Raw genomic sequence first — 23,722 nt, 5'->3', positions numbered from 1 at the left:
ATGTTAGCAATTGTCGGGTAAAGCTATTGATCATCGTTCTCTTTTTATCATAAAGGCGTTGTCGAGTTTGTCCATTCCTATTTTGGGGTAATACTCCATTGCCGATGGTGCGGCGAGCAGGAGAAGCATCGACGAGGGGCCGATGGCTTCCTTTGTCAGGCGGACGAGTTCCTGGCCGATGCCTTGTTTTTGATACTCCTTGCGGATGGCCAGGTCGGAGAGATAACAGCAGTAGTGGAAGTCGGTGAGCGATCGGGAGACGCCGACGAGGAGATCGCCGTCCCAGGCGGTGACGACCAGGTTGGAGTTGGCGTACATGCCGGCGATGCGTCTTGGGTCGGTTGTGGGCCGGTTAAGGCCGGAGCTGTTGTAGACTTCGATGATCTCGGCGGTGGCGGGGATGAGGCCCGTTTTGTAATGGATGTTCATGGTGTTGCTTTGGCGGGTGTTTTGTTTCGCGGTGTTCTGTTTTTTGGGTGTTCTGTTTTTTGGGTGTTCTGTTTTCGGGGTGTTTGATTTTGGGGCGCTCTGCTTTGCGGGTTTGAAGGTACGATGTTCGGAGATGGAGTGGGGCGGCCAGATCTGAGATTGGGGGTAGTCCAGGGGTGTGTCGCGCGGCTTTGTTTAGCGGCGGCGTGTTGGGGGGCTTTATTTCGACGGCGATGACGTGCGATACGGCGTGTGCGGTGGGGGTCTTAACTAAATATTAGCAATTGGAGGCTTGGCGGACTCGGGCGGAGTTGCTTGCTTCGTTGCAGAAATCATCTTTTATGCAACGGGTTTTCTTTTTCTTTTTTGCATTTTGTTTATCCTGGTTGGCGGGATCAGCCCAGGACCTGGGGGCGAGCCTCAAGGGCTGTTTGTCGACGGTGCGATCGATAGAGCCCAGTGATACTGATTTTTCAGATATGACTGGCCTTCGGGCTGCAGTCGGCAATGCGCGGATCGTACTGCTTGGGGAGCAGACGCACGGAGAGGGTTCGACCTTTTCGGCGAAGGTCCGGTTGATCAAGTTCCTGCATGAGAAGATGGGTTTTGATGTGCTGGCGTTCGAGAGCGGCCTTTATGATTGTGCGCGGATATGGGAGAATGTGCAGCAGGGCGGGACATTGTCGCAGGAGGTGATAGGCAGTCTTTTCTATATGTATGCGACGAGTGTTCAGATGGGGCCGTTGTTTGACTACGTGCAGGGGGATCTTCATGCGGCGCATCCGCTTGTGTTGACGGGGTTTGAGAGCCAGCATACGGGCGTGAAGGCGAAGACGCAGCTGTTCGATGACTTCGAGCGCTTTTTGCGCAAGGCGTCGCCATCGGCGGTCGACGAGGAGTGGGAGCTGTTTCGCCGGGTGAGCGTTGCGACCTTTGGTTCCCGGGATTACCGGCCAGGAATAGAGGAGCAGGCGCGATTTTTTCGCAAACTGACCGAGCTGCAAAAGCTGTTGGATGATGGCAGCCGGGTGACGGACTCGCTGACGAGCAGTGCGGGGTTTTGGTATCAGGTGGTGAACAGTATCGAGTCACAGACGACCCGGTATTGGGGGATGGTGCAGGGTAACGAGGTAAGTGTCAGGGATGCGCAGATGGCGAAGAACCTTACCTGGTTGGCGGAGAAGGCTTACCCGGGGAAGAAGATCATCGTCTGGGCGCATAATGGACATATTGCGAAGGGAATGGGATCGTTGGGCGACGGGCGGGCGCCGGCTAATCCAGCGGATGCTTTTGTTCCGATGGGCGCCGCGATCCATCGGACCTTTGGCAGTAGAGCCTATTGTATCGGTTTTTCGGGATCGGAGGGAACCTATATGAACTATGTGAACGATCAGACCGTGACGGTTGCGCCGCGGCCGGCTACCTCCATTGAAGGTACTTTGGCGGCTGCGGGGAATACCTATGCTTTCCTGGATTACCATAAGGCATCGGGTGCGTTGCGCAAGCCGCAGGATGGGACACTGAGTGATTTTCAGCCTGCGAAGGGGGTATGGCCTGAAGTCTTTGACGGGTTGTTCTTTATTGCCAGGTTGTATCCTGTCGAACGAACGGGGAAGTAGGATCAGCAGGCGTACTGCCTGATCTTTAGATTACCGCATTTGTTGGCGTGATCGACGATGGAGTTGAAGACTTTTTTGTTTTGGAGAGAGTTCGTAAAAATGTCGATCTCGTATTCGTCGAGGTTTTCGTCGCAGAAAGTGATGCTGATCTTTTTTGCGAGGTGCAAGAATTTCAAATGCCGGATCAGATAGGGGAGGATATTCCTTTTTTCCTCCGGCTTGACGATGGTGGTCAGGGCGATGTGCCCTGAGAGGCCGAGGAGGGTTGTATATTACGGGTAGGGTCAACGATCATGTCGTGAGAGTGGATTATCAATGAGTCCGAATTTGAGCCACTGAATGATGGTGATCCGAGCAAACTTTGATAACTTTCAGGTGAGGATGCGGATAAAAAATGCTTTACATTTTGGAGTTGTAAAGCATTGATCGTGAGTGGAGAATATCGGAGTCGAACCGACGACCTCTTGCATGCCATGCAAGCGCTCTAGCCAACTGAGCTAATTCCCCTGGTTATTTTGGGTGGATCGCTTTAGTGCGGCCCGGGCCAATCGGCCGGCGTAGACCGGCTGAAATTGGGAGTGCAAATATAGAGGATTTTTGGTCAAACAATCCAAAATGGGGGGTGTTATTTATCTTTGGGTGGTAATACAGCGAATTATGGGAGTTTGGAGACAGATCGCGGAATACTTTTATATCAAGAAGCGGGATCCGGATGCGCCGAATACGCAATGGATGCGGTATATGCATGGGATCAACCGGATCTCCATTTTTATGTTCCTTGTGGGGATCATTTTTCTGATCCTGCGGATCTTTTTTTTCAGGAGACTTTAGGGGTGGCCGGGGGCGGCGGTGCTTGAGGCGGCGAAGGCTGCCCGGGGGCGGCTTGCGCGGGGTGAAGGGTTGTGTTATGGGCCTTTGGTGGTTATGCGGAGCGCTATTTGCCGGGTGCGGCGGGTTGGGCGCGGAGGTAGGTGAGGATGCTGCGGGCGGCGTTGGCGGAGGCGTGGCCGCCCTGGCTGAGGAGGGTTTTGAGTGATTGGTAATCCTGGGCGAGCTGGCGGCGGCGGTCGGGGTTGTTGAGGATCGATTCGAGCTCGCGGCGGAGGTTGGCGGGGGTGAGGTCGTCCTGGATGAGCTCTTTGACGAGGGGTTTATCCATTATGAGATTTACGAGGGAGATGTACCTAACCTTGATCAGCCTTCGAGCGATGTGGTACGAGATGGGGCTTCCCTTGTAGCAGACTACTTCGGGGACGCCGAAGAGGGCGGTTTCGAGGGTCGCGGTGCCGGACGTTACGCAGGCGGCGGATGCTTTTTGGAGAAGGGGATAGGTTTGGTTGCTGACCGCTGCGACATCGGGATAGGGAGCGAGCAGGTGGTTGTAGAACGACTGTTCCTGGCCGGGGGCCTGTGCAACGACGAACTGATAGCCGGGAAACGCCTTACTGACCTCAAGCATGACGGGCAGCTTTTTCAGGATCTCCTGTTTGCGGCTGCCGGGTAGCAGGGCGACGATGGGCTTTTCGAAGGCGGGGATCGCGCCGGCAGGGGCGTGATAGCCGTCGATGACTTCTACGAGGGGGTGGCCGACGTATTCTACTTCATAGTTCCATTTTTTGTAGAACTCCTTTTCGAAGGGGAGGATCACCAGCATTTTGTCGACGGTGGCACGGATCTGTTTGACGCGGTTCTCTTTCCAGGCCCAGACCTGTGGGGAGATGTAATAGATGATGCGCAAGTGGGAGGTGGCCTGCGCGCCGGGGAGGGGGGGATTTTTGGCGGGTGCGGAAGAATCCCGGGCAGGCGTTGTGGCGAAGTGTTTGGCGGCGGCCTGGCGTTGTGCGTGCGCCCATTTGGCGATGCGCAGGTTGAAGCCGGGGTAGTCGATGAGGATCAGGGCGTCGGGCCGGTATTCGAGGATATCCTGCTTGCAGTAGTCGAGGTTGTGGAAGATGGTGCGGAGGTTGGTCAGCACTTCGACAAAGCCCATAAAGGCGAGGTCTTTGTAGTGCTTGACGATGTGGCCCCCAGCCGCCTGCATAAGGTCGCCGCCCCAGCAGCGGAAGTCGGCCTGTGTATCCTGTTCCTTGAGTTGTTTTATGAGATTACTGCCATGGAGGTCGCCAGAGGCTTCACCGGCAATGATGTAATACTTCATGCCCGGCAAAGATACTTTTTTTTGTTACCTTGTATACCAAACCTACTACGCACTGTATGACTGCTTATAATCGCCGACGGTTCCTGGATACGCTTGGAACCTTTTCTGCCACCGCCTTCCTGGCGGGATTGGCCAAGCCGGCCTGGAGCCGGAACCTAGACAAGGCGCTGCTTGGAGCAACGCATCGGGCGCCGGAACAACTGGCGGGCGACGAGGTCTTCTGGACGTCCATTCAACAGGCGTTTACGGTTAACCCCGAAATCATCAACCTCAACAACGGCGGCGTATCGCCCTCGCCCAAGGTGGTGCAGGACGCGATGAAGCATAATTTCGACCTCTCCGAAGGCGGTCCCAGCTATTACATGTGGCGTATCCTCGACCAGGGGCGAGAGCCGTTGCGTAAGGAGCTCGCACGGATCTCGGGCTGCCCGGCCGAAGAGGTGGCGATCCAGCGGAACGCGTCGGAAGCGCTGGAAACTGTTATCTTTGGCCTCCCGTTGAAGGCGGGGGACGAAGTGGTGGTCTGTAGGTTCGATTATCCCAACTGTATCAACGCCTGGAAGCAACGCGAACTGCGGGATGGGATCAAGCTGGTTTGGGTGGACCTGAACCTGCCGAGCGAGGACAACGAGTACATGGCCGCGCAATACATCCGGGCCTTTACGGCGAAGACGAAGGTGGTGCATGTGACGCATGTCTATAACTGGACGGGGCAGATAGTACCGGCGCGGCTAATCGCCGACGCTGCGCATCAGCGGGGGATCGATGTGCTGGTCGACGGAGCGCACAGCTTCATGCATTTCGAGTATACGATCCCTTCGCTCGGCGCCGACTATTTCGGGACCAGCCTGCACAAATGGCTGGCGGCCTGCATCGGGACAGGTATGCTCTATGTCCGAAAAGAGAAGCAGGCGGACTTGTATCCACTGTTCGCGGCGCCGGATGCCAGAGCCGATAATATCCGGAAGTTCGAGAACCTGGGCACGCGACCCTTCTTTATCGAACAGGCCATCGGAAAGGCGATCGAGTTCCATGAAATGATCGGCCCGGAACGGAAGGAGAAGCGGCTGTTCTATCTGAAGAACTATTGGATGGAAGCGGTGAAGGATGTTCCTGGGATAAAGTTCTATACTTCGCTGAAACCGGGGTTCGGGTGCGCTATCGGGGTGGCGGGATTTGAGGCAAAGGCAGGTAGGGGAGAGCTCGAAGCCTTTCTTTTTAACAACTATAAGATCCACGTGACGACTATCAATTGGGAGAACGTTCATGGGGTGCGAATCACTCCGAACGTCTATACGACGACCAGAGAGCTCGACCGGCTGATCACCGCGCTAAGGGAGTACGGCAAGGCATGAGGGAAAAGACAACCGGGAAGCGGCCCCCGCAGGCGGTACACGAGCTGAAGCGCGAAATAAGTCTTTTACAGGCCACCTCGATCAATATGATCGATATGGTTGGGATCGGGCCTTTTGTCAGTCTCTATTTGGTCATTCAAGCCGTTGGCAGCAACCTGTTTATCTGGGCCTGGGTTTTCGGGGCCTTTACCGCATTTGTGGACGGGATGATCTGGAGCGAACTGGGCGCGGCCTATCCGCTGGCCGGCGGCAGTTACAATTTCCTCAAAGAAGCTTATGGCAAGAAGGGAGGCCCCCTGATGTCCTTTCTCTTCGTCTGGCAGACCTGTCTGCAATCCTCGCTGGTGGTAGCTTCGGCGGCGATCGGGTTTGCGCAATATGCCCATTACCTGGTCCCCATGAACTGGTGGGAGGAAAAGGCGCTTTCCGGGCTCGTTGTGATCTTTATCACGGTCCTGCTGTACCGGAATATCCGGACGATCGGCAAGATGGCGGTATTTCTATGGGCTGGGGTGATCATTATCCTTTTGTGGATCATTATCAGCGGCTTTACGCATCGCCAGGTCGCCTATTCCCCGTGGCCGGAGAAAGGGCAAACGATGGTCAGCTGGGCATTCCTGGCGTTGGTAGGGCATGCTTCCGTGAAGACGATCTACAGCTTTCTGGGCTACTACAATGTCTGCCACCTCGGAGGGGAGATCCGAAATCCGGCGAAGAATATTCCCCGAAGCATTTTTATTTCTATTGTTGGGATTGCCATCCTTTATTTGGCCATGAACTTCAGCGTCGTCGGGGTTATCCCCTGGCAGGAAGCCCAGCATTCGAAATATACCATCAGCCTTTTCATGGAGAAGATATATGGCTCGCGCACGGCGCAGGTGGCGACCGTGTTGGTGTTATGGGTGGCGTTTGCTTCGCTGTTCGCGGTTATTCTTGGCTATTCGCGGGTGCCTTATGCGGCGGCGGCGGATGGAAATTTCTTCCCCTGGTTTGCCCGGCTGCATCCCCGCAAGGATTTCCCCTATGTTTCCCTGCTGTTTGTTGCGGGATTGGGATTTATCTGGAGCCTGTTGTTGAAACTGGAGGATGTGATCAATGCGATCCTTGCGATGCGGATCCTTGTCCAGTTTGTAGCCCAGGCGGTCGGCGTGGTTCTTCTCCGGCGAAGGAATGGTACGGCCAAACTGCCCTTCCGGATGTGGTTCTATCCGTTGCCGGTGATCCTTTCGATAATTATCTGGCTGTTCGTGTGGTTGTCCACGGGGAAAACGGCATTGGTGGGTTTACTGCTGGTGGCCTGTGGGGTCATCGTGTTTTTTGTTGCGCGGAACCGCTGGTTCGCGATTGCTAAAGAGAAAATAGTGTAGTTTAGGTGCAAATTGATTGACCATAATGAGACGGAGACATTTTATTCAGCAAAGTATGTTGGCTTCGGCGGGGGCTATGATGGCGGGCAGAGTGTTGGGGGCCGATGGTATCGGGGGGGCGGGGAGCGCGGATTTTCCGGTGGTGAGGATACCGGAGGGAAAGCGGAAGTTCAGGAGCCAGGCCGTCGAAAAGATCATCCGGGAGGTGCGGAGCGGCGCCGGCAATAAGGAGATCGGCTGGCTTTTCGAGAACTGCTTCCCCAACACGCTGGATACGACGGTTGATTTCAGCACGATTGGCGGTAAACCGGACACCTATGTCATCACGGGGGATATCGATGCGATGTGGCTCCGGGACAGCAGCGCACAGGTATGGCCCTATCTCCAGCTGTGCAAGGAGGATAGAGATCTGCAACAACTGGTGCGCGGGGTTATACACCGGCAGGTAAAAAATGTGTTGAAGGACCCGTATGCCAACGCTTTTTATAAGGATGAGACCAAGATCAGCGAGTGGAAGACGGATGTCACGGACATGAAGCCGGGGGTGCACGAGCGGAAATGGGAGGTCGATAGTCTTTGTTACCCGATTCGCCTGAGCCATGGATACTGGCAGATCACGGGCGACACCTCGCCCTTCGATGCCGACTGGGTCGCGGCTATGGAGAGGATCATCCAAACCTTCCGGGAGCAGCAGCGAAAAGACGGGAAGGGGCCATATAGCTTTATGCGGAAGACCGAGTTTGCGACCGATACCGTGCCGCTACGCGGGTATGGGTATCCGACGAAAAAGGTTGGGCTGATCCATTCGATGTTCCGGCCCAGTGACGATGCGACGGTGTATCCTTTCCTTATCCCTTCGAATATCTTTGCGTTGAACAGCCTCGCCGATATGCGGGCCATCTTCCAGGCGATCGGGGTGCATGGCAAGCCTGTGGATGATGCGGCGTATAAACTGATGGATGAACTGCAGCAGGTGCTGCTGGAGCATGCGATCGTGGCGCATCCGGTGTTTGGCGAGGTGTTTGCCTACGAGGCCGATGGTTTCGGGAATCATTTACTGATGGATGACGCCAATGTGCCGAGCCTGCTGGGGCTGCCGTATCTGCAATCGCCCCATTTTACGGGTCCTTTGTCCGTGCTGCATCCCGAACAGCGGGGGTATATGGTGTACCAGAATACGCGGAGGATGTTGCTGAGCGATTCGAATCCGTTCTTCTTCAAGGGGAAGGCCGGGGAGGGGATCGGAGGTCCACACGTGGGGATGGATATGGTGTGGCCGTTGAGTATTATCATCCGCGGGCTGACGAGCCATGACTCGCAGGAGATGGCGACCTGTTTGAAGATGCTGCAGCAGAGCAATGCTGGGACGGGCTTTATGCATGAGTCCTTTCACAAGGATGATGCGGCGAAGTTTACCCGGAAGTGGTTTGCGTGGGCGAATACGCTTTTCGGCGAGTTTGTGCTGAAGGTGCATCGCGAGCACCCGGCTTTGTTGAGTTAGGTGCGGGCGGTTTTGGCCGGGGTGGCTGCTAAGCTACCGTGACCAGGTAATAATTCTTTTTTCCTTTTTGGGCCAGGATATATTTTCCGTGCAGGAGCAGCGAGGCATTGACGGCGAAGTCGGTGCCTTCGATTTTTTTGCGGTTGATGCTGATGCCGCCGCCCTGAATGAGCTTGCGGGCTTCGCCTTTTGAGGGGGCGATGCCGGTTTCGGCGAGGAAGGTGACGATGTCGACGCCGGCGGAGATCTTTGTGGCGGTGTAGTCGAAGCGGGCGACGCCGTCGAGGGATTGGAGGTCTTCTTCGCTGAGGGATACAGCGGAGGCGGACTGGTTGGCGAACATCTTTTCGGTGTCGGCGAGGGCCTTGTTGTACCCTTCTTCTCCGTGGACGAAGGTGGTGACGTGCCGGGCGAGGGTGCGTTGCAGGAGGCGGGCTCCCGGATTGGCGGCATGTTCCTTTGCGAGGGAGGCGATTTCGACGGCGGGCAGGAAGGTGAATATCTTTATCCATTTTTCGGCATCGGCGTCGGTGGCGTTGAGCCAGAACTGGTAGAAGGCGTAGGGCGAGGTCTTTTCCGGATCGAGCCACACATTGCCTTTCTCGGTCTTTCCGAACTTGCCGCCATCGGCCTTTGTGAGGAGGGGACAGGTGAAGGCGAAGGCTTCGCCATTGCCGATGCGGCGGATGAGCTCAGTACCGGTGGTGATGTTGCCCCACTGGTCGCTGCCGCCCATCTGGAGCTTGCAATTCTTATTCTTCCAAAGCCAGTAGAAGTCGTATCCTTGTACCAATTGGTAGGTAAATTCGGTGAAACTCATCCCGTTTTCGCCTTCAAGCCGCTTCTTTACGCTGTCTTTTGCAGACATGTAATTTACTGTAATATGTTTGCCGACATCGCGGATGAAGTCGAGGAAGCGCATGTTTTTGAACCAGTCGTAGTTGTTGACCATCTCGGCCTTGTTGGGTTTTGAGGGGTCAAAATCGAGGAATTTTTCGAGCTGTTTTTTTACGCCGGCGAGGTTGTGGTTGAGGACGTCCTCGCTGAGCAGGTTGCGCTCTTCGCTTTTGCCGCTGGGGTCACCGACCATGCCGGTGGCGCCGCCGACGAGCGCAAATGGCTTATGGCCAGCCTTTTGCAAATGGACGAGGAGGAGAATGGGCACGAGACTTCCTATATGGAGGCTGTCGGAGGTAGGGTCAAAGCCGATGTAGGCGGAGGTCATTTCCTTGCTGAGTTGTTCTTCTGTTCCGGGCATGATGTCCTGGATCATGCCGCGCCATTTGAGTTCTTCGATGAGATTCATGTGTGAGAGGGGCCCGTGGCCCAATTTAGTTTCACCACGGGCTTTTATGGTCAAATTTGCGCCCGTGGCGAAACAATCGCCAATGATGGGCCTTCGGCCATTGGGCCCGTGGCCCAATTTTGGGGCAAAACTAGGGGATTCCTTCAAGAAATTGCGGGATTCCCCGGTATGCGGGCCGGGAGGTGGACCGGGGGCGTCTGGAATGATGTTAACGGGACAATATTGTGAATACCGGGGCGTTATAACTGAATGATCCGCACCGTTGAAGGCTATGAGTATAAATACCTTATTAACCGTTGGCTTATGCTGAAAGGAATGCGGGGCAGGAAAACCCTCTGCTCCATCTTACTGGTTGTTGCCGGATCTCTTGTTCACTTGTCTGCGTCTGCCCAGTTCTCCAAATATTCGAATGAATTCTTAAACATCGGCGCCGGTGCGCGGGGGCTTGCCATGGCAAGCGCTCAGGTGGCTTCGGTTTCGGATGCTACAGCGGGATACTGGAATCCTGCTGCGCTTGCCAATATCCGGGACAATCCGCAGGTGAGCCTGATGCATGCGGAATACTATGCGGGCATCGGGAAATACGACTTTGCGAGCCTCGCTTTGCCGCTGAAGGACAACAAGCGGGTGCTGGGTCTTACGGCATTAAGGTTTGCGGTGGATGATATTCCCAACACGATCTTTCTTGTTCAGCCGGATGGAACGGTGAACTTCGACAATATCACGACATTTTCTTCGGCCGATTATGCTTTTATCGTTTCGTTGGCGCAGCAAGAAAAACTTTCAGGGAACAAGCTGATCAATTTCGGCGTGAATGCGAAGATCATCCACCGGACGGCGGGGGATTTTGCCACGGCCTGGGGTTTTGGGTTTGATGCGGCGGCGCAGATGACGGGCGACCGCTGGAAGGTGGGTATCGTGGCGAAAGATGTGACGACGACCTTCAATGCCTGGTCCTTTAGCTTGAACGAGGCGATCCGGGAGGTCTTCTATGAGACCCAGAACGAGATCCCCGGCAAATCGATCGAACTGACGGCGCCGCAGCTGTTGGTCGGCGGCAGCTACAATTTCAGGCTGGGGCGGAAGCTGAGCCTGCTGGCGGAGGCGGACATCGACGTGACCTTTGACGGAAAGCGCAACACGGTATTGAGCACGAACCCGGTGAGCATCGATCCGCGGGCGGGGCTGGAGCTGTCATTTAAGGATATCTTCTTTGTACGGGGCGGGATCAACAATTTCCAGAAGGTGCTCGACGACCGGGATACCCTGAACAAGAAGAAGGTCTGGATCTACCAGCCGAGTGTCGGTGCGGGTTTCAAGGTGGGGGATATCCAGATCGACTATGCGTTCGTCAATTTGGCAAACCAATCTTATCCGTTGTATACCCATGTTTTTTCTTTACGGTTCGATTTGCGGAGAAAGGAGAAGAAGAGATGAAGGTAAGGACCGACAAAAACCCTATTGGTATGAAAAAATTATTTACTCTTTTGTTGTTGTTGATGGGCCTGGGCGCTATAGCCCAGCCGTTCGGTAATGAATGGATCGATTACAGCAAGACCTATTATAAGTTCAAGATCGGATCCAACGGTCTTGTCCGGATCCCGCAATCTACCCTGGCTGCTGCCGGGTTGGGTGGAGTGCCCGCCGAGCAATTTCAGCTGTTCCGGAACGGGCAGGAGGTGCCGATCTATGTGACGAATGGAACGGGGGTGATGGGGGGCAGCGACTATATCGAGTTCTGGGGTCAGATGAATGACGGGGTGCCGGATAAGCCTTTGTACCGGAGTCCGAACTATCAGCATACGACGCAATGGAGTCTCGAGACAGATACCTCGGTGTATTTTCTGACGGTGAATCCGACGGGGAATGCCTTTCATTATGCGAATACGGCCAACAATGTGTCGGGCAGTCCACTGAGTCCGGAACCTTATTTTATGTATACCGCGGGGAGTTATTTCAGGAATATCATCAACCCCGGGTTGGCGCAGATCGTAGGGGAGTATATCTATTCCTCTTCCTATGATGTCGGGGAATTTTGGAGTACCTCGACGATCGGTCCGGGTTCACCGTTCTCCGATAATAAGGCCAATCTGAATGTTTACGCGGGTGGTCCGGACGCGTCCATCAAATTCGGCATGGCCGGTACCGCGGACAATCCCCGGACGGTGCAGGTTTCGGTCAACGGTACGGTGGTAGGAGATACGACGATGAATGGCCTGAACGACCTGTTGACGACGCGGCCCGTTCCGTTGTCGTTGATCGCGGCCGGGACTGCGACGACGAATTTTATCAACAATTCAACGGTCGGGACAGACAGGATGGTGGTGTCTTTTTATGAGTTGACCTATCCCCGGCAGTTCAATTTCGGCGGCAAACCGACTTTCAGCTTTCAGCTTGCTGCCAGGGCGGCAGGTTATCTTCTTAATATAACCAATGTGGCCGCGTCGAGCGCGACGCCGGTGCTGTATGATCTTACGAACGGCTTGAGGTACACGGGCATTGTCTCCGGAGGGACGGTGTCGTTTGCGTTGAACGGGTCGGCGGCTACGATGCAACTGGTGTTGGTGAATGAGGACCCGGCGACAATACGAACAGTGAGCTCCTTAACTACCAAGACCTTCGTGAATTTTACGAACACCGCCAACCAGGGTAATTATCTTATTATCAGCAATCCTCTCCTGTACACCGGCAGCAGCGGCAATAACCCGGTGATGGACTATAAGAACTACCGGAGCAGCGGGGTGGGCGGGGCCTACAATGCGCAGGTTTTTGATATCAATGAGCTGGTGGACCAGTTTGCGTTCGGGATCAAAAAGCATCCCCTGTCCATTCAGAATTTCCTTCGCTATGCCCGGGCGAGATTCGCGGCCAAACCGCAATATGTGCTGCTGATGGGTCACGGGCTGATGTATACGGATTATTACACCTATAGCGAGATCCAGCATATTCCGCTGGCCGACCAGCTGGACCTGGTGCCGACCTTCGGCAGCCCGGGATCGGACAATAAGCTTAGCGCCGACAACGGCGCGGATGCGACGCCGGTGACGCCGATAGGGCGACTATCGGTAGTTTCGGGTAAGGAGATCGAGACATATCTGACCAAGGTGAAGGAATACGAGCAGGTGCAGGCCACGGCGCCCAATACGGTCGACGGCCGGCTCTGGATGAAGAACGTGCTGCATCTGACGGGGGTGAGCGAGCCCTACCTGGGAACGATCATCTGCAATTATATGGGCTACTACCAGTCGCTGATCGCGGACACATTAGTGGGCGCCAACGTGTATACCTTATGTGACGGAAATGCCTCCACTGTAAGCCAGGTGCCAAGCGGCTTTATCAGCACGCTCTTCAGCACGGGTTTCAGCATGCTCAATTACTTCGGTCACTCGTCCAACCAGGTTCTCACCTATGACCTGGATAACCCGTTGGTGTATAACAACCAGGGGAAATACCCCGTCTTTTACCTGAATGGTTGCGATGCGGGCGACTTCTTTATATACGAGGCAACGCGGATGTCGCAGACGAATACTATTTCGGAGAACTATGTGCTCGCCCCCGAGCGGGGATCGATCGCCTGCGTGGCGGCGACGAGCTTTGGAATCGTCAACTATCTGAATATCCTGCTGGACGAAATGTACCAGGATATCGACGGTCCGGACTACGGAAAGTCGATCGGCATTCTTGAGAAAGACGCCCTGAACCAGCTGATGGCGGCGGTGCCCGGAGACTTTTTCGCACGGCAGCATGCCGAGCAAATGACGATCCATGGGGATCCGGCGCTGCATTTCAATCAATCAGCGCTGCCGGATTATGATATCGAGACCCCCCAGTTGCTGATCTCACCGACCTTCGTTTCGGTGGCCAGCAGCTCGTTCTCCGTCAAGGCAAAGTTCTATAACCTGGGCAAGGCGGTGAAGGATTCTATCACGGTCCTGGTCACCCGGAAATACCCGAATGGGACCAGTACAGTGCTGTTGCAAAAAAAGATCCGGGGGATCGCATATGCCGATTCGGTGAGCCTCTCCGTACCTGTCGTGGCAACCCGGGACAAGGGACAGAATTATATCACGGTAACCGTCAATTCGGACAATGCCGTGCCGGAGATCACGATGGCGAATAATACGGCGACCGTCCCTGTGTATGTCTATGACAACAGTGCCGAGCCGGCCTATCCTTACGACTATGCTATCATCAATACACCCACTTCGAAGTTGTATGCGTCGACGGCGGATCCCTTCTTCCCCAACAGCCAGTATGTGATGGAGTTGGATACGTCGACGTTGTTCAATTCTTCTTTGAAGATATCGAAGACGGTGACTTCGGCAGGGGGACTACTTGAATTCGATCCGGGGATCACCTTTATGGACAGCGTCGTTTATTATTGGCGGGTGTCGAAGGTGCCGGCCTCGTCCAGTGAGTCGTATACCTGGAATGGTGCGTCGTTTGTCTATATCGACCCGGCCAACAGCTCGACGGGTGAGAATCAGTCACATTTCTACCAGCATACCCAATCGACACTGACAGGGCTTGTGGCGGACAGTGTGGCCCGGCAGATCAGGTTCGATAAGTTGCTTAATGAGTTGTCCATAAAATGCGGGGTCTTCCCGGATGGAGCGAATCAGGCGCAGGATATTTCCGTGCTTTTCAACGGCGACAACACCAATACCGAATCCGTGTGTGGAACCAACGAGGTCATCTTCACCGTGATCGATAAGAATACATTCCATCCCTGGTACAATGCGCCCACCGGCTCTCCGGGCCGTTATGGCAGCCTGTCACCGTGTGGATCGTCGCGGGAATGGCAGTTCATGTATAACGTGGGTGACCCGGCCAACAGGTTGGGTGCGGTCAACTTAATGGATGCCATTCCGGATGGTGACTACGTGGTCGTCTACAATTGTGCGTATACCAACCCGGCCAACAACACGTATGCGGCCGCCTGGGAAGTGGATACGGCTACTCTTGGGTCGGGGAATTCTCTTTATCACCGGCTCAAGAATGCGGGGTTCACGAATCTCGACAGTTTCAACCGGCCGAGGGCCTTTATTTTCCTCTATCAAAAGAACAGTGCAGGGAATTTGGCACCGCGGTCTATATTCGGTAACCTGACGACGGACAAGATCACAATGCAGGCGAGCATCCACACTCCGGATTCTGTCGGGCTAATGGAATCGCCGTCGCTGGGGCCCGCCAAGAAATGGAAGAACCTTCACTGGCGTGGGGCGAGTCTGGAGTCGCCGTCCACGGACTCGATATTGGTGCAGGTGTTGGGCGTCGATACACTGGGTAACGTTTCAGGGCCGCTGATGACCCTTGGAACCGCAAGCCAGGATGTCGATATCTCGGGCATCAGTGCTGTCCAATATCCCTGGCTTCGCCTGAAGCTGATCACCCGCGATACGCTGAATGGAACTCCGTACCAGCTGAAGTACTGGCGTCTCAATTACGACCCTGTACCGGAGGGAGCCCTGGCTGCAAACCTTTTCTCGCAGGTGATGGACACGGTGGCTTTGGGCCAGACGCTGAATTTTGGGATAGCCTTCAAGAATATCAGCCCGACGCCGTTCGACAGTCTTGCCGTCAAGCTGGTCGTCACGGATAAGTCGAACACTCCCCACAATATCCAACTTCCAAAAATGAAGCCGCTTGTCAGTGGAGATACGGTGAAGTTCGTCTACCCGATACCGACGAACGGGATGAGTGGGTTGAACCAGCTATATTTAGCCTTCAATCCGAACTACGCCCAACCGGAGCAATACCTGTTCAATAACTTCGTGTATAAGAATTTCTTTGTGAGCGGCGAATCAAGGATCCCGCAGCTGGATGTGACCTTCGACAATGTGCATATCCTTGATCAGGACATCGTTTCGGCGAGGCCGCATATCCAGATCCGGCTGAAGAGCCAGTCACAGTATATCCTGCTGACGGATACGTCGCTGATGAATGTACAGGTTAAGTATCCCGACGGATCGTTGCATAAGTACGGGTTCAACAACGACACGTTGCGGTTCACGCCGGCGACCAGCGGGTCGAACAATACGGCGACGGTGGATTTCTATCCGAACTTCACGCAGCAGATAGATCCGAACGGGGATGTCTATGAACTGATCGTGTCCGGGAAAGATCAACTGGGTAACCAGGCGGGGCTTACGCCTTACCGGGTGGATTTCAAGATCATCTCGAAGCCGATGATCTCCAATATGCTCAACTATCCCAATCCGTTTACCACCTCAACGGCCTTTGTCTTTACGATCACGGGCAGCGAGGTGCCGCAGAATATCAAGATCCAGATATTGACCATTACGGGCAAAGTGGTGCGCGAGATAACCAAAGAGGAACTCGGTCCGTTGCATATAGGGCGGAATATTACGGAGTTCAAATGGAACGGTACGGACATGTACGGGCAACGACTGGCAAATGGAGTCTATCTTTATCATGTCGTCACCAATCTCAATGGAAAATCGTTGACGAGGTACAAGTCTGCCGGCGATGATACGGATAAGTATTTCAACAACGGGTATGGGAAAATGTATCTCATGAAGTAAATATTGCATACTTTGCGCTATGCGGAGAGCTGGGTATTTTCCGATGTTGGATATTTTGCGGTGGGCCGCATGTTCGGCTGTCGTGATGACGCATTCCCTTGACTATTTCCCCTCTTCGGCCGGTGAGCTGCACTTTGGCGCTTTTATCCAGAATGGGGGTTACCATGCGGTAATCTTTTTCTATACCTTGAGCGGGTTTCTGATCAGTTATCTGCTGCTGGTGGAAAAGGAAAATACAGGGGGGATTGCGCTGACGGCTTTTTATAAGCGCCGCGCGCTGAGAATATGGCCGTTGTATTATCTGATCATCCTGCTTTCGTATTTTGTCTTTCCCTATGTTTTTCCCTCGATGGCCTATCGCGAGCCCGGCTGGTGGAAGGTCTTGTTGCTTTACCTGGTATTTCTTCCCAATGTTGCCGTGATCGGGGCCGGCGGCGGCTTGCCGACCTGTTTTCAAACCTATACGATAGCATACGAGGAACTGTTCTATCTTTTCTGGCCGTTGGTGGTTCGGAAAATGCGCAGGTCGCTGCCGTTGTTTATGGTCTGCCTGTTTACAATCGTCTTCCTGCTTGAAGCGGCGCACCGGCGGATCATCGAGCGGGGGCTTCCCTTGCCGGACAGGTGGGTGTGGGGGACGAAGGTGGCACTTACCTTCATCGACTATTCAAGTCTGCCGGCATTTGTCGCGGGGGCTGCCGGCGCATGGTTTTATTTCAAACGGCGAACGATGCTGCGATGGCTGATTGGAAACTCTTTCGTAGCTGTAGTGCTGATCGCGGTAACGCTGCTGTTGATGACCTTTGGCCGGCCACATTCGCTGGGGTATGTGAACCTGCTCCCAGTTGTTTTTGTCATGCTGATCCTGAACCTGCTGGAGGTCCATGTTGCGAAATCAGGCAATTGGCTGGTGAAAGGGGGGCGCATTTCCTATGGCATCTATATTTATCACCCTGTTGTGTTCCTCAGTCTGTCCACTATCATGAAAAGGTTTGGTCTGGCTGCTCCCGGGATGCCGTTACTTTCATATATCGTCTATCTTGGCATGTCGTATTTCACAGTGGTAGGATTGTCGTATCTCAGCTATCGGTATTTTGAGCAGTTCTTCTTACGCAAAAGGCCGTCGCGGTCATTCCCGTCTGAAACCGGGAATGACGCCTACAGCAAGGAAGATCAGGAAAGGAGAGATACCGAGGAAGAAGCGGTTGGACCAGTCGTCGCAGCTGAGAATGACGGTGATCCAGGTCACCGCGACGGGCGTCGCTAAAAACAGGAAGGAAGAGATCTGTCCCCTGCGCTTCCACCAGGGGAACGAGATGAGGGCAAGGATAATGATAGGGTAAAAAAAGAGGGCGAGATATCTGTTGTGTCCGGCACTGTAATAGCTTCTGTATACTCCCCAGAAGGAAAGAGTCTTTAACCCCGCCAGGCGGATGAAGTTACGGAAATCATGGGCAATGAAGTCGAGCAGGGAAAAGAGTGTGCTATTCGAATCCGAGACCGGAGATGTTTTAGGGCTGAGAAGGGTTGGGCTGCCGCAGATGATATGTTCCTCTCGGAAGGGAAGCGTGAAATCGAAATCGCCGCCGCTGTTCATGGCGAAGTTGATGACGGAGAGCATTGCGAGACAGGTCAGACCGGCGGCGATGAGCTTTAGGGTCGTTGAACTTTTGGAGAAGAGGAAAAAGTAGATCCCTGCAAGGGGCCAATACAGGAGTCCTGTGGGTCTGATTACCGAAAGAACCAGCAGGAATAGAGTCATCATTGCCAGGAACCGGCCCGACCAGGCGTTTTGTCGCACGAAGGAGCAAATGAGCAGAAGGCTCATGCTGTGGAACAAGGACTCCGTCTGGAGAGAGCTATTGAGTGCCTGATAAGGCAGGTTGAGCAGGAGCAGGATAGTGCCTGCAGATGCGGCGATGGGGGACCGGAGAACGGCGACGAGTGTTTTGTGAAAGGATAGCGTTGCAGCCAGTGCCAAAGCGCCCTGTATGGCTATTATCCAGGCAAAGCCGCAATGAAGTTTTATACAGGCGGAGAGCAGGAAGATGACTACCGAGTAAAAGAGGAAATTACCGGATCCCAAATGACCGTTATCCAGGAGGTAGTGCGCTTCGTAGATGTATTTACCCGCCTCACCGGAGGTGTATATCCCGTTCTTTACCAGAAAGAATCCATTGACAAGCAACCATCCCATCACAATTGGTGCTTGCCGGTAGAAAGGGTTTGGGACAAACCTCATGGGTAAGAAGGCGTTTTTGGCGTTACCGGCGGGCGACATATTTTCCGATGATATCGAATTCCAGGTTTACGATGCTGCCGGGAAGGACCGACCGGATGTTGGTGTGCCCGAAGGTATAGGGGATGATGGCAACGGAGAAGCGGCTTTTTTTTACGTCGAAGAGCGTCAGGCTGATCCCGTTGAGGCTGATGGAACCTTTTTCGATGACGAGCCGGCTGAATTTTTTGGGGAATTCGAACTGGAATTCCCAGCTGCCCTTCCCTTCCTTTCTTTTGAGGCAGGTGCCGACAGCGTCGACGTGACCTTGTACGATATGGCCGTCGAGGCGACCGTTCATGATGAGACAGCGTTCGAGGTTGACCTCGTCGCCGGGCTTCCAGCTGCCGAGATTGGACTTACGGAGCGTTTCCTCGATGGCCGTGACGCGGTGGGTATTTTCGTGAATTTCTTCGACGGTAAGGCAGACACCGTTGTGGGAAAGGCTTTGGTCAATTTTGAGCTCATGGGAGATGGGGGATTCCAGCCAGAACGTTTTGTTGGTGCCATTCTCCGTGATGGAGAGGACCTTGCCGAGGGATTCGATGATTCCGGTAAACATGCCTCAAAAATCGGAATTAATTTTTTTGAAGGGATTTTTGAAATTGGGCGATTTTCAGTATTTTTGCCGCCCTAAGGAGGTATAAAATTATGCTGATCATCGATTCCAAAGATTGCGAAAACATTGACAAAGCGCTGAAAAAGTACAAGAAGAAATTTGAAAAGGCGAAGACCCTGTTGCAACTTCGTGAGCGTCAGTCGTATACCAAGCCGTCGGTACGCCGGCGCGGGGAAGTGTTGAAGGCGATCTACAAGCAGCAGGTTGCCAGCGGCAAGTTCGAGTAGTAGTATTCTATCTATAATTTTGGAGGCTGTCCGATTGGGCGGCCTTTTTGTTTTGTGCTTATACTACTCAGCGGCTGCCTGTTTTGATGGCCCGTTTTGTCTTTGTGGGTATATCACCAGCAGCTGCCGATGTTGACGGAAGGTTTGTTTTGCGGCCGTTCGAGTCCAATTTGTCCCGGATGGTCCTTTTTTTTGTAAATTAGACTGTGATTCAGCCATTTATTGACTACCTGACCTTCGAGAAGCGGTATTCCGAGCATACGATCCGGTCGTATCGGGACGACCTGGAGGCGTTTTGGGGTTTTGTGGGGGTGGAGTTTGGGGAGATGGGGGTGAAGGAGGTCACGCCGGCGGTGGTGCGGACCTGGCTGGCGGCGTTGAAGGACGAGGGGATGAGCAGCAGGACGGTGAACCGGAAGATCTCGGCGTTGAGAAGCTTTTATACCTTTCAATTACGGATGGGGGGTGTGGAGCAGTCGCCGATGACGGCCATTATTGCGCCGAAGGCCAACAAGCGGCTGCCGGTGTTCGTGGAGCAGGGGGATATGGCGAAGTTGTTTGAGGCTGTGCGGTTTCCCGACGACTGGGAGGGTTTGACGGACAGGCTGATCCTGGCCATTTTGTATCATACGGGAATAAGGTTGAGTGAGCTGGTGCATTTGCGGGAGGGGCAGGCTGATGGGGGAACGGGGACGTTCAAGGTGCTGGGGAAGGGGAACAAGGAGCGGGTGATCCCGGTGAGCCCGGTGTTGATGCGGATGGTGGAGGAGTATAAGCGACTGAAAAGGGAGGAGTTGGAGGGGGCGGATATGGAGTTTTTACTGGTGGGGAAGAAGGGGCGGAAATTGTATCCTCAATATGTTTACCGGGCGGTGAAGGGGTACCTGGCGCAGGTGACCACTATCGACAAGAAGAGTCCGCATGTGTTGCGGCATACGTTTGCGACGCATTTGATGAATGCGGGGGCGGAGTTGAATTCGGTGAAGGAGTTGCTTGGGCATGCGAGTTTGGCGGCTACGCAGGTGTATACGCATAATACTATCGAAAAATTGAAAGATATCTATAAGAAAGCGCATCCGAAGGCCTGAGTTGACGGGTAACTTTCGATCGGCGAAGGCTCATTTTTAACGCAAAAGCGCCGCGGGGGCGACCCACGGGGGCGCCGGCCGAAGGCCCATTTTCAGCGGTTGCGGCGCGATGCGTTATCTTCAATTTTTAGCGCAAAAGCGCCGCATTAAATTTGGAAAAACCCCCTGTAAAGATTAACTTCATAGTCGCACTGAAGCGCGATCTCATGTTACGGCGCGAGTGACCTTATCCTGCGGCGGTAGTAGTTCTTTCATTTATTGTTCACTGATTAAAATTTGGGATGTATGAACGTAAACATTCAAACTGTGCACTTCGATGCAGACGGTAAGTTAGTAGAGTATGTTCAGAAAAAAATGGTTAAACTAAACACGTTTCATGACAGGATCATCAAAGTAGACGTATTCCTCAAATTGGACAATGTGGTTCACACCATCAAGGACAAGATCGCGGAGATCAGGGTCCATGTTCCCAGGCACCACTTTTTTGTAAAATGTTCCTCCAAATCATTCGAAGAGTCCTTTGACAGCGCATTCGAGTCGCTGGTCAACCAGGTAAAGAGAAAAAAAGATAAAACACTTGCATAAGACATAGAGACCCCCTTTTTGGGGGTCTTTTTTTTGTCCTGACCCGGCTGTGCGGCGGCCTGTTTTTTCGGCGGATTTTTGCGGTGTTGTTCCGGGGACCTTTGTCTGGTGGAGTTTTGAGGGCGATCTTGCGGCGGCGGCGGGGGAGCGGGGAAATGGGATGGGGTGGCGGTGAAAAGGAATAACTTAAAAAAACAGGTTGAAAATTTTTGAAGTTCACGATTTTACATACCTTTGCCTTCCCAAAAAAATCAGTCAATCAGTGTGATAAGTGTTTTGGGATCCAAAACTGCCGGAGGCAGTTTCGCCAGTTGAGGCAGATTTAATGAGTTATAAGCCGGCGTAGCTCAGTTGGTAGAGCAGCTGATTTGTAATCAGCAGGTCGGGGGTTCGAATCCCTTCTCCGGCTCGGTAGGAACGGGAGATGGCTCCCGGGTGTGAATGATCAGATTAAGTGCCGGGAATTTTTCCCGGTGTTGAAAAATGGGCAAGTAGCCAAGTGGCCAACGGCAACAGACTGTAAATCTGTCCTCTTCGGAGTTCGGTGGTTCGAATCCATCCTTGCCCACCCTGTTCAATGTCCGTCAAGCATTGGCTTGACGGGGTCAATGGATTGCTATCCTGGTAGCGGTCATGCGGAAGTAGCTCAGTTGGTAGAGCGACAGCCTTCCAAGCTGTAGGTCGCGGGTTCGAACCTCGTCTTCCGCTCCATGTAGCCGATGATGGCCCCCTTGGGCGGGCGGTATAGTGTGAAAGGGGCAGGGACCGTGGCTGAAATGAATCAGCCGTTGTAGCTCAGGGGTAGAGCACTTCCTTGGTAAGGAAGAGGTCGTGAGTTCAATTCTCATCAACGGCTCAATTTTGGTTTTTGTGCGATGGAATCGTAAGTAATGGAAACAGGTTTCAAATCCCAGGAAGGGGGTGGGGGACCTGCTAAAATTTTAAAATACAACTTAAAAACAGATAACAATGTCAAAAGAGACCTTCAAGAGGGACAAACCCCACGTTAACGTTGGTACGATTGGTCACGTAGACCATGGTAAGACCACTTTGACTGCTGCTATTACCACCATCCTTTCTTCGAGAGGTTTGGCTGAAGCAAAGAAATATGACGAGATCGACGCTGCACCGGAAGAAAAAGAGCGGGGTATTACCATCAATACAGCACACGTTGAGTATCAGACGGCTAACCGTCACTATGCTCACGTTGACTGTCCGGGTCACGCTGACTATGTAAAGAATATGATCACGGGTGCTGCACAGATGGACGGCGCAATCCTGGTAGTTGCCGCGACTGACGGCCCGATGCCCCAGACGAAGGAGCACATCCTGCTTGCCCGCCAGGTGGGTGTACCCCGTATCGTGGTATTCATGAACAAGGTTGACCTTGTTGATGATCCCGAGTTGCTGGAACTGGTTGAGATGGAAATCCGTGAGCTGCTGACCTCTTATGGTTTCGATGGTGACAACACCCCGATCATCAAGGGTTCTGCAACGGGCGCCCTGGCTGGTGAAGACAAGTGGGTCAAGGCGATCGACGAGCTGATGGCAGCTGTCGACAGCTACATCCCTCTGCCTCCCCGCCCGGTTGATCAGCCCTTCCTGATGTCTGTTGAAGACGTCTTCTCCATCACGGGTCGTGGTACGGTTGCTACGGGTCGTATCGAGCGTGGCCGTATCAAGGTAGGTGAAGCTATCGAGATCGTTGGTCTGCAGGATGCTCCGCTGAGCTCCACGGTAACGGGTGTTGAAATGTTCCGTAAGCTGCTGGATCAGGGTGAAGCTGGTGACAATGCCGGTCTGCTGCTCCGTGGTATTGAAAAGACCCAGATCCGTCGTGGTATGGTTCTTTGCAAACCCGGCTCCATCACTCCGCACACCGAGTTCAAGGGTGAAGTGTACGTTCTGAGCAAGGAAGAAGGTGGCCGTCACACTCCGTTCTTTAACAAGTATCGTCCCCAGTTCTATTTCCGTACTACGGACGTCACCGGGGAGGTTACGCTGCCGGCGGGTACTGAGATGGTGATGCCTGGCGATAACACTTCGCTGTCGGTTGTTCTGATCCAGCCCATCGCTATGGAAAAGGGTCTGAAATTCGCTATCCGCGAAGGTGGCCGTACGGTAGGTGCAGGTCAGGTAACTGAGATCATTAAATAGCCTGAGATTGGCTTCGGTCAATATCGGAAGATTTTTATATCTTTATGGTCTGAAAGCTGTTCCGAGTTCCTTCGGGATAGCTTTCAGCTTTAAAGCGCCAACGGCGATTTCGGCTTTCCAATTATGAGGTTTTTGCCAGAAGGTGGCGATCTTTTTTCGGCGACACTTTCCGGCAATTTCTACGGGCATAGTATAACGGTAGTACAGAGGTCTCCAAAACCTTCAGTCTGGGTTCGAATCCTAGTGCCCGTGCAACTTTTTTTATAATGAACAAAATATCGACCTATTTCCGGGAGTCGTACAAGGAGTTGCTGGAGAAGACGACGTGGCCTACCTGGCCTCAGTTGCAGCAGTCGACGGTGATCGTGCTGGTTGCTACGGTCCTGATAACGCTGATCGTGTGGGTGATGGATTTGGTGTCCAGCTCGATCCTGCATTTTGTGTATTCTTTGTTCGGCCAATAGTCAGACCCCGGCGTTGGTAGCGGG

General features: G+C 53.6%; 18 protein-coding genes and 6 tRNA genes. 18 read left to right on the top strand and 6 right to left on the bottom strand.

Translation table 11 applies throughout. The features are described 5' to 3' along the window. Positions 1 to 30: 30 nt before the first annotated feature. Positions 31 to 429 (bottom strand): GNAT family N-acetyltransferase, encoded by a 399-nt coding sequence (locus VHE34_RS07090; RefSeq protein ID WP_325586123.1) that lies wholly within the window; start codon positions 427 to 429, stop codon positions 31 to 33. A gap of 479 nt (positions 430 to 908) precedes the next feature. Here VHE34_RS07090 and VHE34_RS07085 point away from each other — a divergent pair, with 479 nt between their 5' ends. Next, positions 909 to 2,048 (top strand): erythromycin esterase family protein, encoded by a 1,140-nt coding sequence (locus VHE34_RS07085; protein WP_325586120.1) that lies wholly within the window; start codon positions 909 to 911, stop codon positions 2,046 to 2,048. A gap of 2 nt (positions 2,049 to 2,050) precedes the next feature. Here the strand turns inward: VHE34_RS07085 and VHE34_RS07080 are convergent, their stop codons facing one another. Continuing rightward, positions 2,051 to 2,215, bottom strand: a complete 165-nt coding sequence (locus VHE34_RS07080) for a hypothetical protein (RefSeq protein ID WP_325586118.1) — start codon at positions 2,213 to 2,215, stop codon at positions 2,051 to 2,053. Between the two features lie 266 nt (positions 2,216 to 2,481). Next, positions 2,482 to 2,555: transfer RNA gene (locus VHE34_RS07075), tRNA-Ala, on the bottom strand. Between the two features lie 150 nt (positions 2,556 to 2,705). On the opposite strand from VHE34_RS07075, the gene VHE34_RS07070 reads away from it, so the two are divergent. Then, on the top strand, positions 2,706 to 2,879 hold the full coding sequence (locus VHE34_RS07070) for a DUF6728 family protein (protein ID WP_325586116.1): 174 nt from the start codon (positions 2,706 to 2,708) through the stop codon (positions 2,877 to 2,879). A gap of 103 nt (positions 2,880 to 2,982) precedes the next feature. On the opposite strand, the gene lpxB is transcribed toward VHE34_RS07070, so the two are convergent. Next, a complete protein-coding gene (gene lpxB / locus VHE34_RS07065; RefSeq protein WP_325586114.1) occupies positions 2,983 to 4,206 on the bottom strand; it encodes a lipid-A-disaccharide synthase in 1,224 nt (407 codons plus the stop codon). A gap of 56 nt (positions 4,207 to 4,262) precedes the next feature. On the opposite strand from lpxB, the gene VHE34_RS07060 reads away from it, so the two are divergent. The 3 genes from VHE34_RS07060 to VHE34_RS07050 are packed head-to-tail and all read left to right on the top strand — an operon-like array spanning position 4,263 to position 8,429. Beyond that, on the top strand, positions 4,263 to 5,561 hold the full coding sequence (locus tag VHE34_RS07060) for an aminotransferase class V-fold PLP-dependent enzyme (protein WP_325586112.1): 1,299 nt from the start codon (positions 4,263 to 4,265) through the stop codon (positions 5,559 to 5,561). Further along, positions 5,558 to 6,928: an APC family permease gene (locus VHE34_RS07055; protein WP_325586110.1), complete on the top strand. Its 1,371-nt coding sequence runs from the start codon at positions 5,558 to 5,560 to the stop codon at positions 6,926 to 6,928. Before VHE34_RS07060 ends, VHE34_RS07055 begins: the two co-directional genes overlap by 4 nt. Positions 6,929 to 6,953: 25 nt before the next feature. Further along, a complete protein-coding gene (locus VHE34_RS07050) occupies positions 6,954 to 8,429 on the top strand; it encodes a glycoside hydrolase family 125 protein (RefSeq protein ID WP_325586108.1) in 1,476 nt (491 codons plus the stop codon). Positions 8,430 to 8,457: 28 nt separating this feature from the next. On the opposite strand, the gene tyrS is transcribed toward VHE34_RS07050, so the two are convergent. Next, positions 8,458 to 9,735, bottom strand: a complete 1,278-nt coding sequence (gene tyrS / locus VHE34_RS07045; RefSeq protein WP_325586106.1) for a tyrosine--tRNA ligase — start codon at positions 9,733 to 9,735, stop codon at positions 8,458 to 8,460. 303 nt (positions 9,736 to 10,038) lie between these two features. On the opposite strand from tyrS, the gene VHE34_RS07040 reads away from it, so the two are divergent. From VHE34_RS07040 to VHE34_RS07030, 3 genes are read left to right on the top strand one after another with little or no spacing between them, the layout of a single operon-like run. Next, positions 10,039 to 11,172, top strand: a complete 1,134-nt coding sequence (locus VHE34_RS07040; protein WP_325586104.1) for a PorV/PorQ family protein — start codon at positions 10,039 to 10,041, stop codon at positions 11,170 to 11,172. A 29-nt stretch (positions 11,173 to 11,201) separates the two neighbouring features. Then, complete coding sequence (locus tag VHE34_RS07035; RefSeq protein WP_325586102.1) at positions 11,202 to 16,280, top strand: C25 family cysteine peptidase; 5,079 nt, start codon at positions 11,202 to 11,204, stop codon at positions 16,278 to 16,280. Between the two features lie 19 nt (positions 16,281 to 16,299). Further along, entirely contained in the window at positions 16,300 to 17,547 is a 1,248-nt protein-coding gene (locus VHE34_RS07030) for an acyltransferase (RefSeq protein ID WP_325586100.1), read from the top strand. A 997-nt stretch (positions 17,548 to 18,544) separates the two neighbouring features. On the opposite strand, the gene VHE34_RS07025 is transcribed toward VHE34_RS07030, so the two are convergent. Further along, the gene (locus tag VHE34_RS07025) at positions 18,545 to 19,120 is read right to left on the bottom strand and encodes a riboflavin synthase (protein ID WP_325586098.1); all 576 of its coding nucleotides are present in this window, start codon (positions 19,118 to 19,120) and stop codon (positions 18,545 to 18,547) included. Positions 19,121 to 19,209: 89 nt separating this feature from the next. Between VHE34_RS07025 and rpsU the strand changes: the two genes are divergently transcribed. The 10 genes from rpsU to secE all read left to right on the top strand — a co-directional run bounded on the left by rpsU (position 19,210) and on the right by secE (position 23,698). Then, positions 19,210 to 19,404 (top strand): 30S ribosomal protein S21, encoded by a 195-nt coding sequence (rpsU, locus tag VHE34_RS07020; protein ID WP_325586096.1) that lies wholly within the window; start codon positions 19,210 to 19,212, stop codon positions 19,402 to 19,404. A 206-nt stretch (positions 19,405 to 19,610) separates the two neighbouring features. Then, positions 19,611 to 20,492, top strand: coding sequence for a tyrosine-type recombinase/integrase (locus tag VHE34_RS07015; protein WP_325586094.1), 882 nt, complete (start codon positions 19,611 to 19,613; stop codon positions 20,490 to 20,492). Positions 20,493 to 20,777: 285 nt separating this feature from the next. Beyond that, positions 20,778 to 21,077 (top strand): HPF/RaiA family ribosome-associated protein, encoded by a 300-nt coding sequence (locus tag VHE34_RS07010; RefSeq protein WP_325586092.1) that lies wholly within the window; start codon positions 20,778 to 20,780, stop codon positions 21,075 to 21,077. A 336-nt stretch (positions 21,078 to 21,413) separates the two neighbouring features. Continuing rightward, a tRNA-Thr gene (locus VHE34_RS07005) sits at positions 21,414 to 21,486 on the top strand. Positions 21,487 to 21,562: 76 nt separating this feature from the next. Then, positions 21,563 to 21,645: transfer RNA gene (locus tag VHE34_RS07000), tRNA-Tyr, on the top strand. Between the two features lie 67 nt (positions 21,646 to 21,712). Then, positions 21,713 to 21,788: transfer RNA gene (locus VHE34_RS06995), tRNA-Gly, on the top strand. Between the two features lie 73 nt (positions 21,789 to 21,861). Continuing rightward, a tRNA-Thr gene (locus VHE34_RS06990) sits at positions 21,862 to 21,933 on the top strand. A gap of 113 nt (positions 21,934 to 22,046) precedes the next feature. Then, a complete protein-coding gene (tuf, locus tag VHE34_RS06985) occupies positions 22,047 to 23,234 on the top strand; it encodes an elongation factor Tu (protein ID WP_325586090.1) in 1,188 nt (395 codons plus the stop codon). Positions 23,235 to 23,415: 181 nt separating this feature from the next. Then, positions 23,416 to 23,486 (top strand) — tRNA-Trp (locus VHE34_RS06980). A 14-nt stretch (positions 23,487 to 23,500) separates the two neighbouring features. After that, positions 23,501 to 23,698 (top strand): preprotein translocase subunit SecE, encoded by a 198-nt coding sequence (gene secE, locus VHE34_RS06975; protein ID WP_325586088.1) that lies wholly within the window; start codon positions 23,501 to 23,503, stop codon positions 23,696 to 23,698. Positions 23,699 to 23,722 lie beyond the last annotated feature (24 nt).

The sequence above is a fragment of the Puia sp. genome (genome assembly GCF_035546395.1).
Classification (GTDB): Bacteria; Bacteroidota; Bacteroidia; order Chitinophagales; family Chitinophagaceae; genus Puia.
Note: the sequence above shows the minus strand (reverse complement) of the source record. Positions and strands in the feature narration are given on the sequence as shown.

Coding starts and splice junctions, on each gene's coding strand:
- VHE34_RS07010 (WP_325586092.1), top strand. CDS start 20,778: ATGAACGTAAACATTCAAACTGTGCACTTCGATGCAGACGGTAAGTTA.
- VHE34_RS07070 (WP_325586116.1), top strand. CDS start 2,706: ATGGGAGTTTGGAGACAGATCGCGGAATACTTTTATATCAAGAAGCGG.
- VHE34_RS07040 (WP_325586104.1), top strand. CDS start 10,039: ATGCTGAAAGGAATGCGGGGCAGGAAAACCCTCTGCTCCATCTTACTG.
- VHE34_RS07050 (WP_325586108.1), top strand. CDS start 6,954: ATGAGACGGAGACATTTTATTCAGCAAAGTATGTTGGCTTCGGCGGGG.
- lpxB (WP_325586114.1), bottom strand. CDS start 4,206: ATGAAGTATTACATCATTGCCGGTGAAGCCTCTGGCGACCTCCATGGC.
- VHE34_RS07035 (WP_325586102.1), top strand. CDS start 11,202: ATGAAAAAATTATTTACTCTTTTGTTGTTGTTGATGGGCCTGGGCGCT.
- rpsU (WP_325586096.1), top strand. CDS start 19,210: ATGCTGATCATCGATTCCAAAGATTGCGAAAACATTGACAAAGCGCTG.
- secE (WP_325586088.1), top strand. CDS start 23,501: ATGAACAAAATATCGACCTATTTCCGGGAGTCGTACAAGGAGTTGCTG.
- VHE34_RS07085 (WP_325586120.1), top strand. CDS start 909: ATGACTGGCCTTCGGGCTGCAGTCGGCAATGCGCGGATCGTACTGCTT.
- tuf (WP_325586090.1), top strand. CDS start 22,047: ATGTCAAAAGAGACCTTCAAGAGGGACAAACCCCACGTTAACGTTGGT.
- tyrS (WP_325586106.1), bottom strand. CDS start 9,735: ATGAATCTCATCGAAGAACTCAAATGGCGCGGCATGATCCAGGACATC.
- VHE34_RS07055 (WP_325586110.1), top strand. CDS start 5,558: ATGAGGGAAAAGACAACCGGGAAGCGGCCCCCGCAGGCGGTACACGAG.
- VHE34_RS07025 (WP_325586098.1), bottom strand. CDS start 19,120: ATGTTTACCGGAATCATCGAATCCCTCGGCAAGGTCCTCTCCATCACG.
- VHE34_RS07090 (WP_325586123.1), bottom strand. CDS start 429: ATGAACATCCATTACAAAACGGGCCTCATCCCCGCCACCGCCGAGATC.
- VHE34_RS07060 (WP_325586112.1), top strand. CDS start 4,263: ATGACTGCTTATAATCGCCGACGGTTCCTGGATACGCTTGGAACCTTT.
- VHE34_RS07030 (WP_325586100.1), top strand. CDS start 16,300: ATGCGGAGAGCTGGGTATTTTCCGATGTTGGATATTTTGCGGTGGGCC.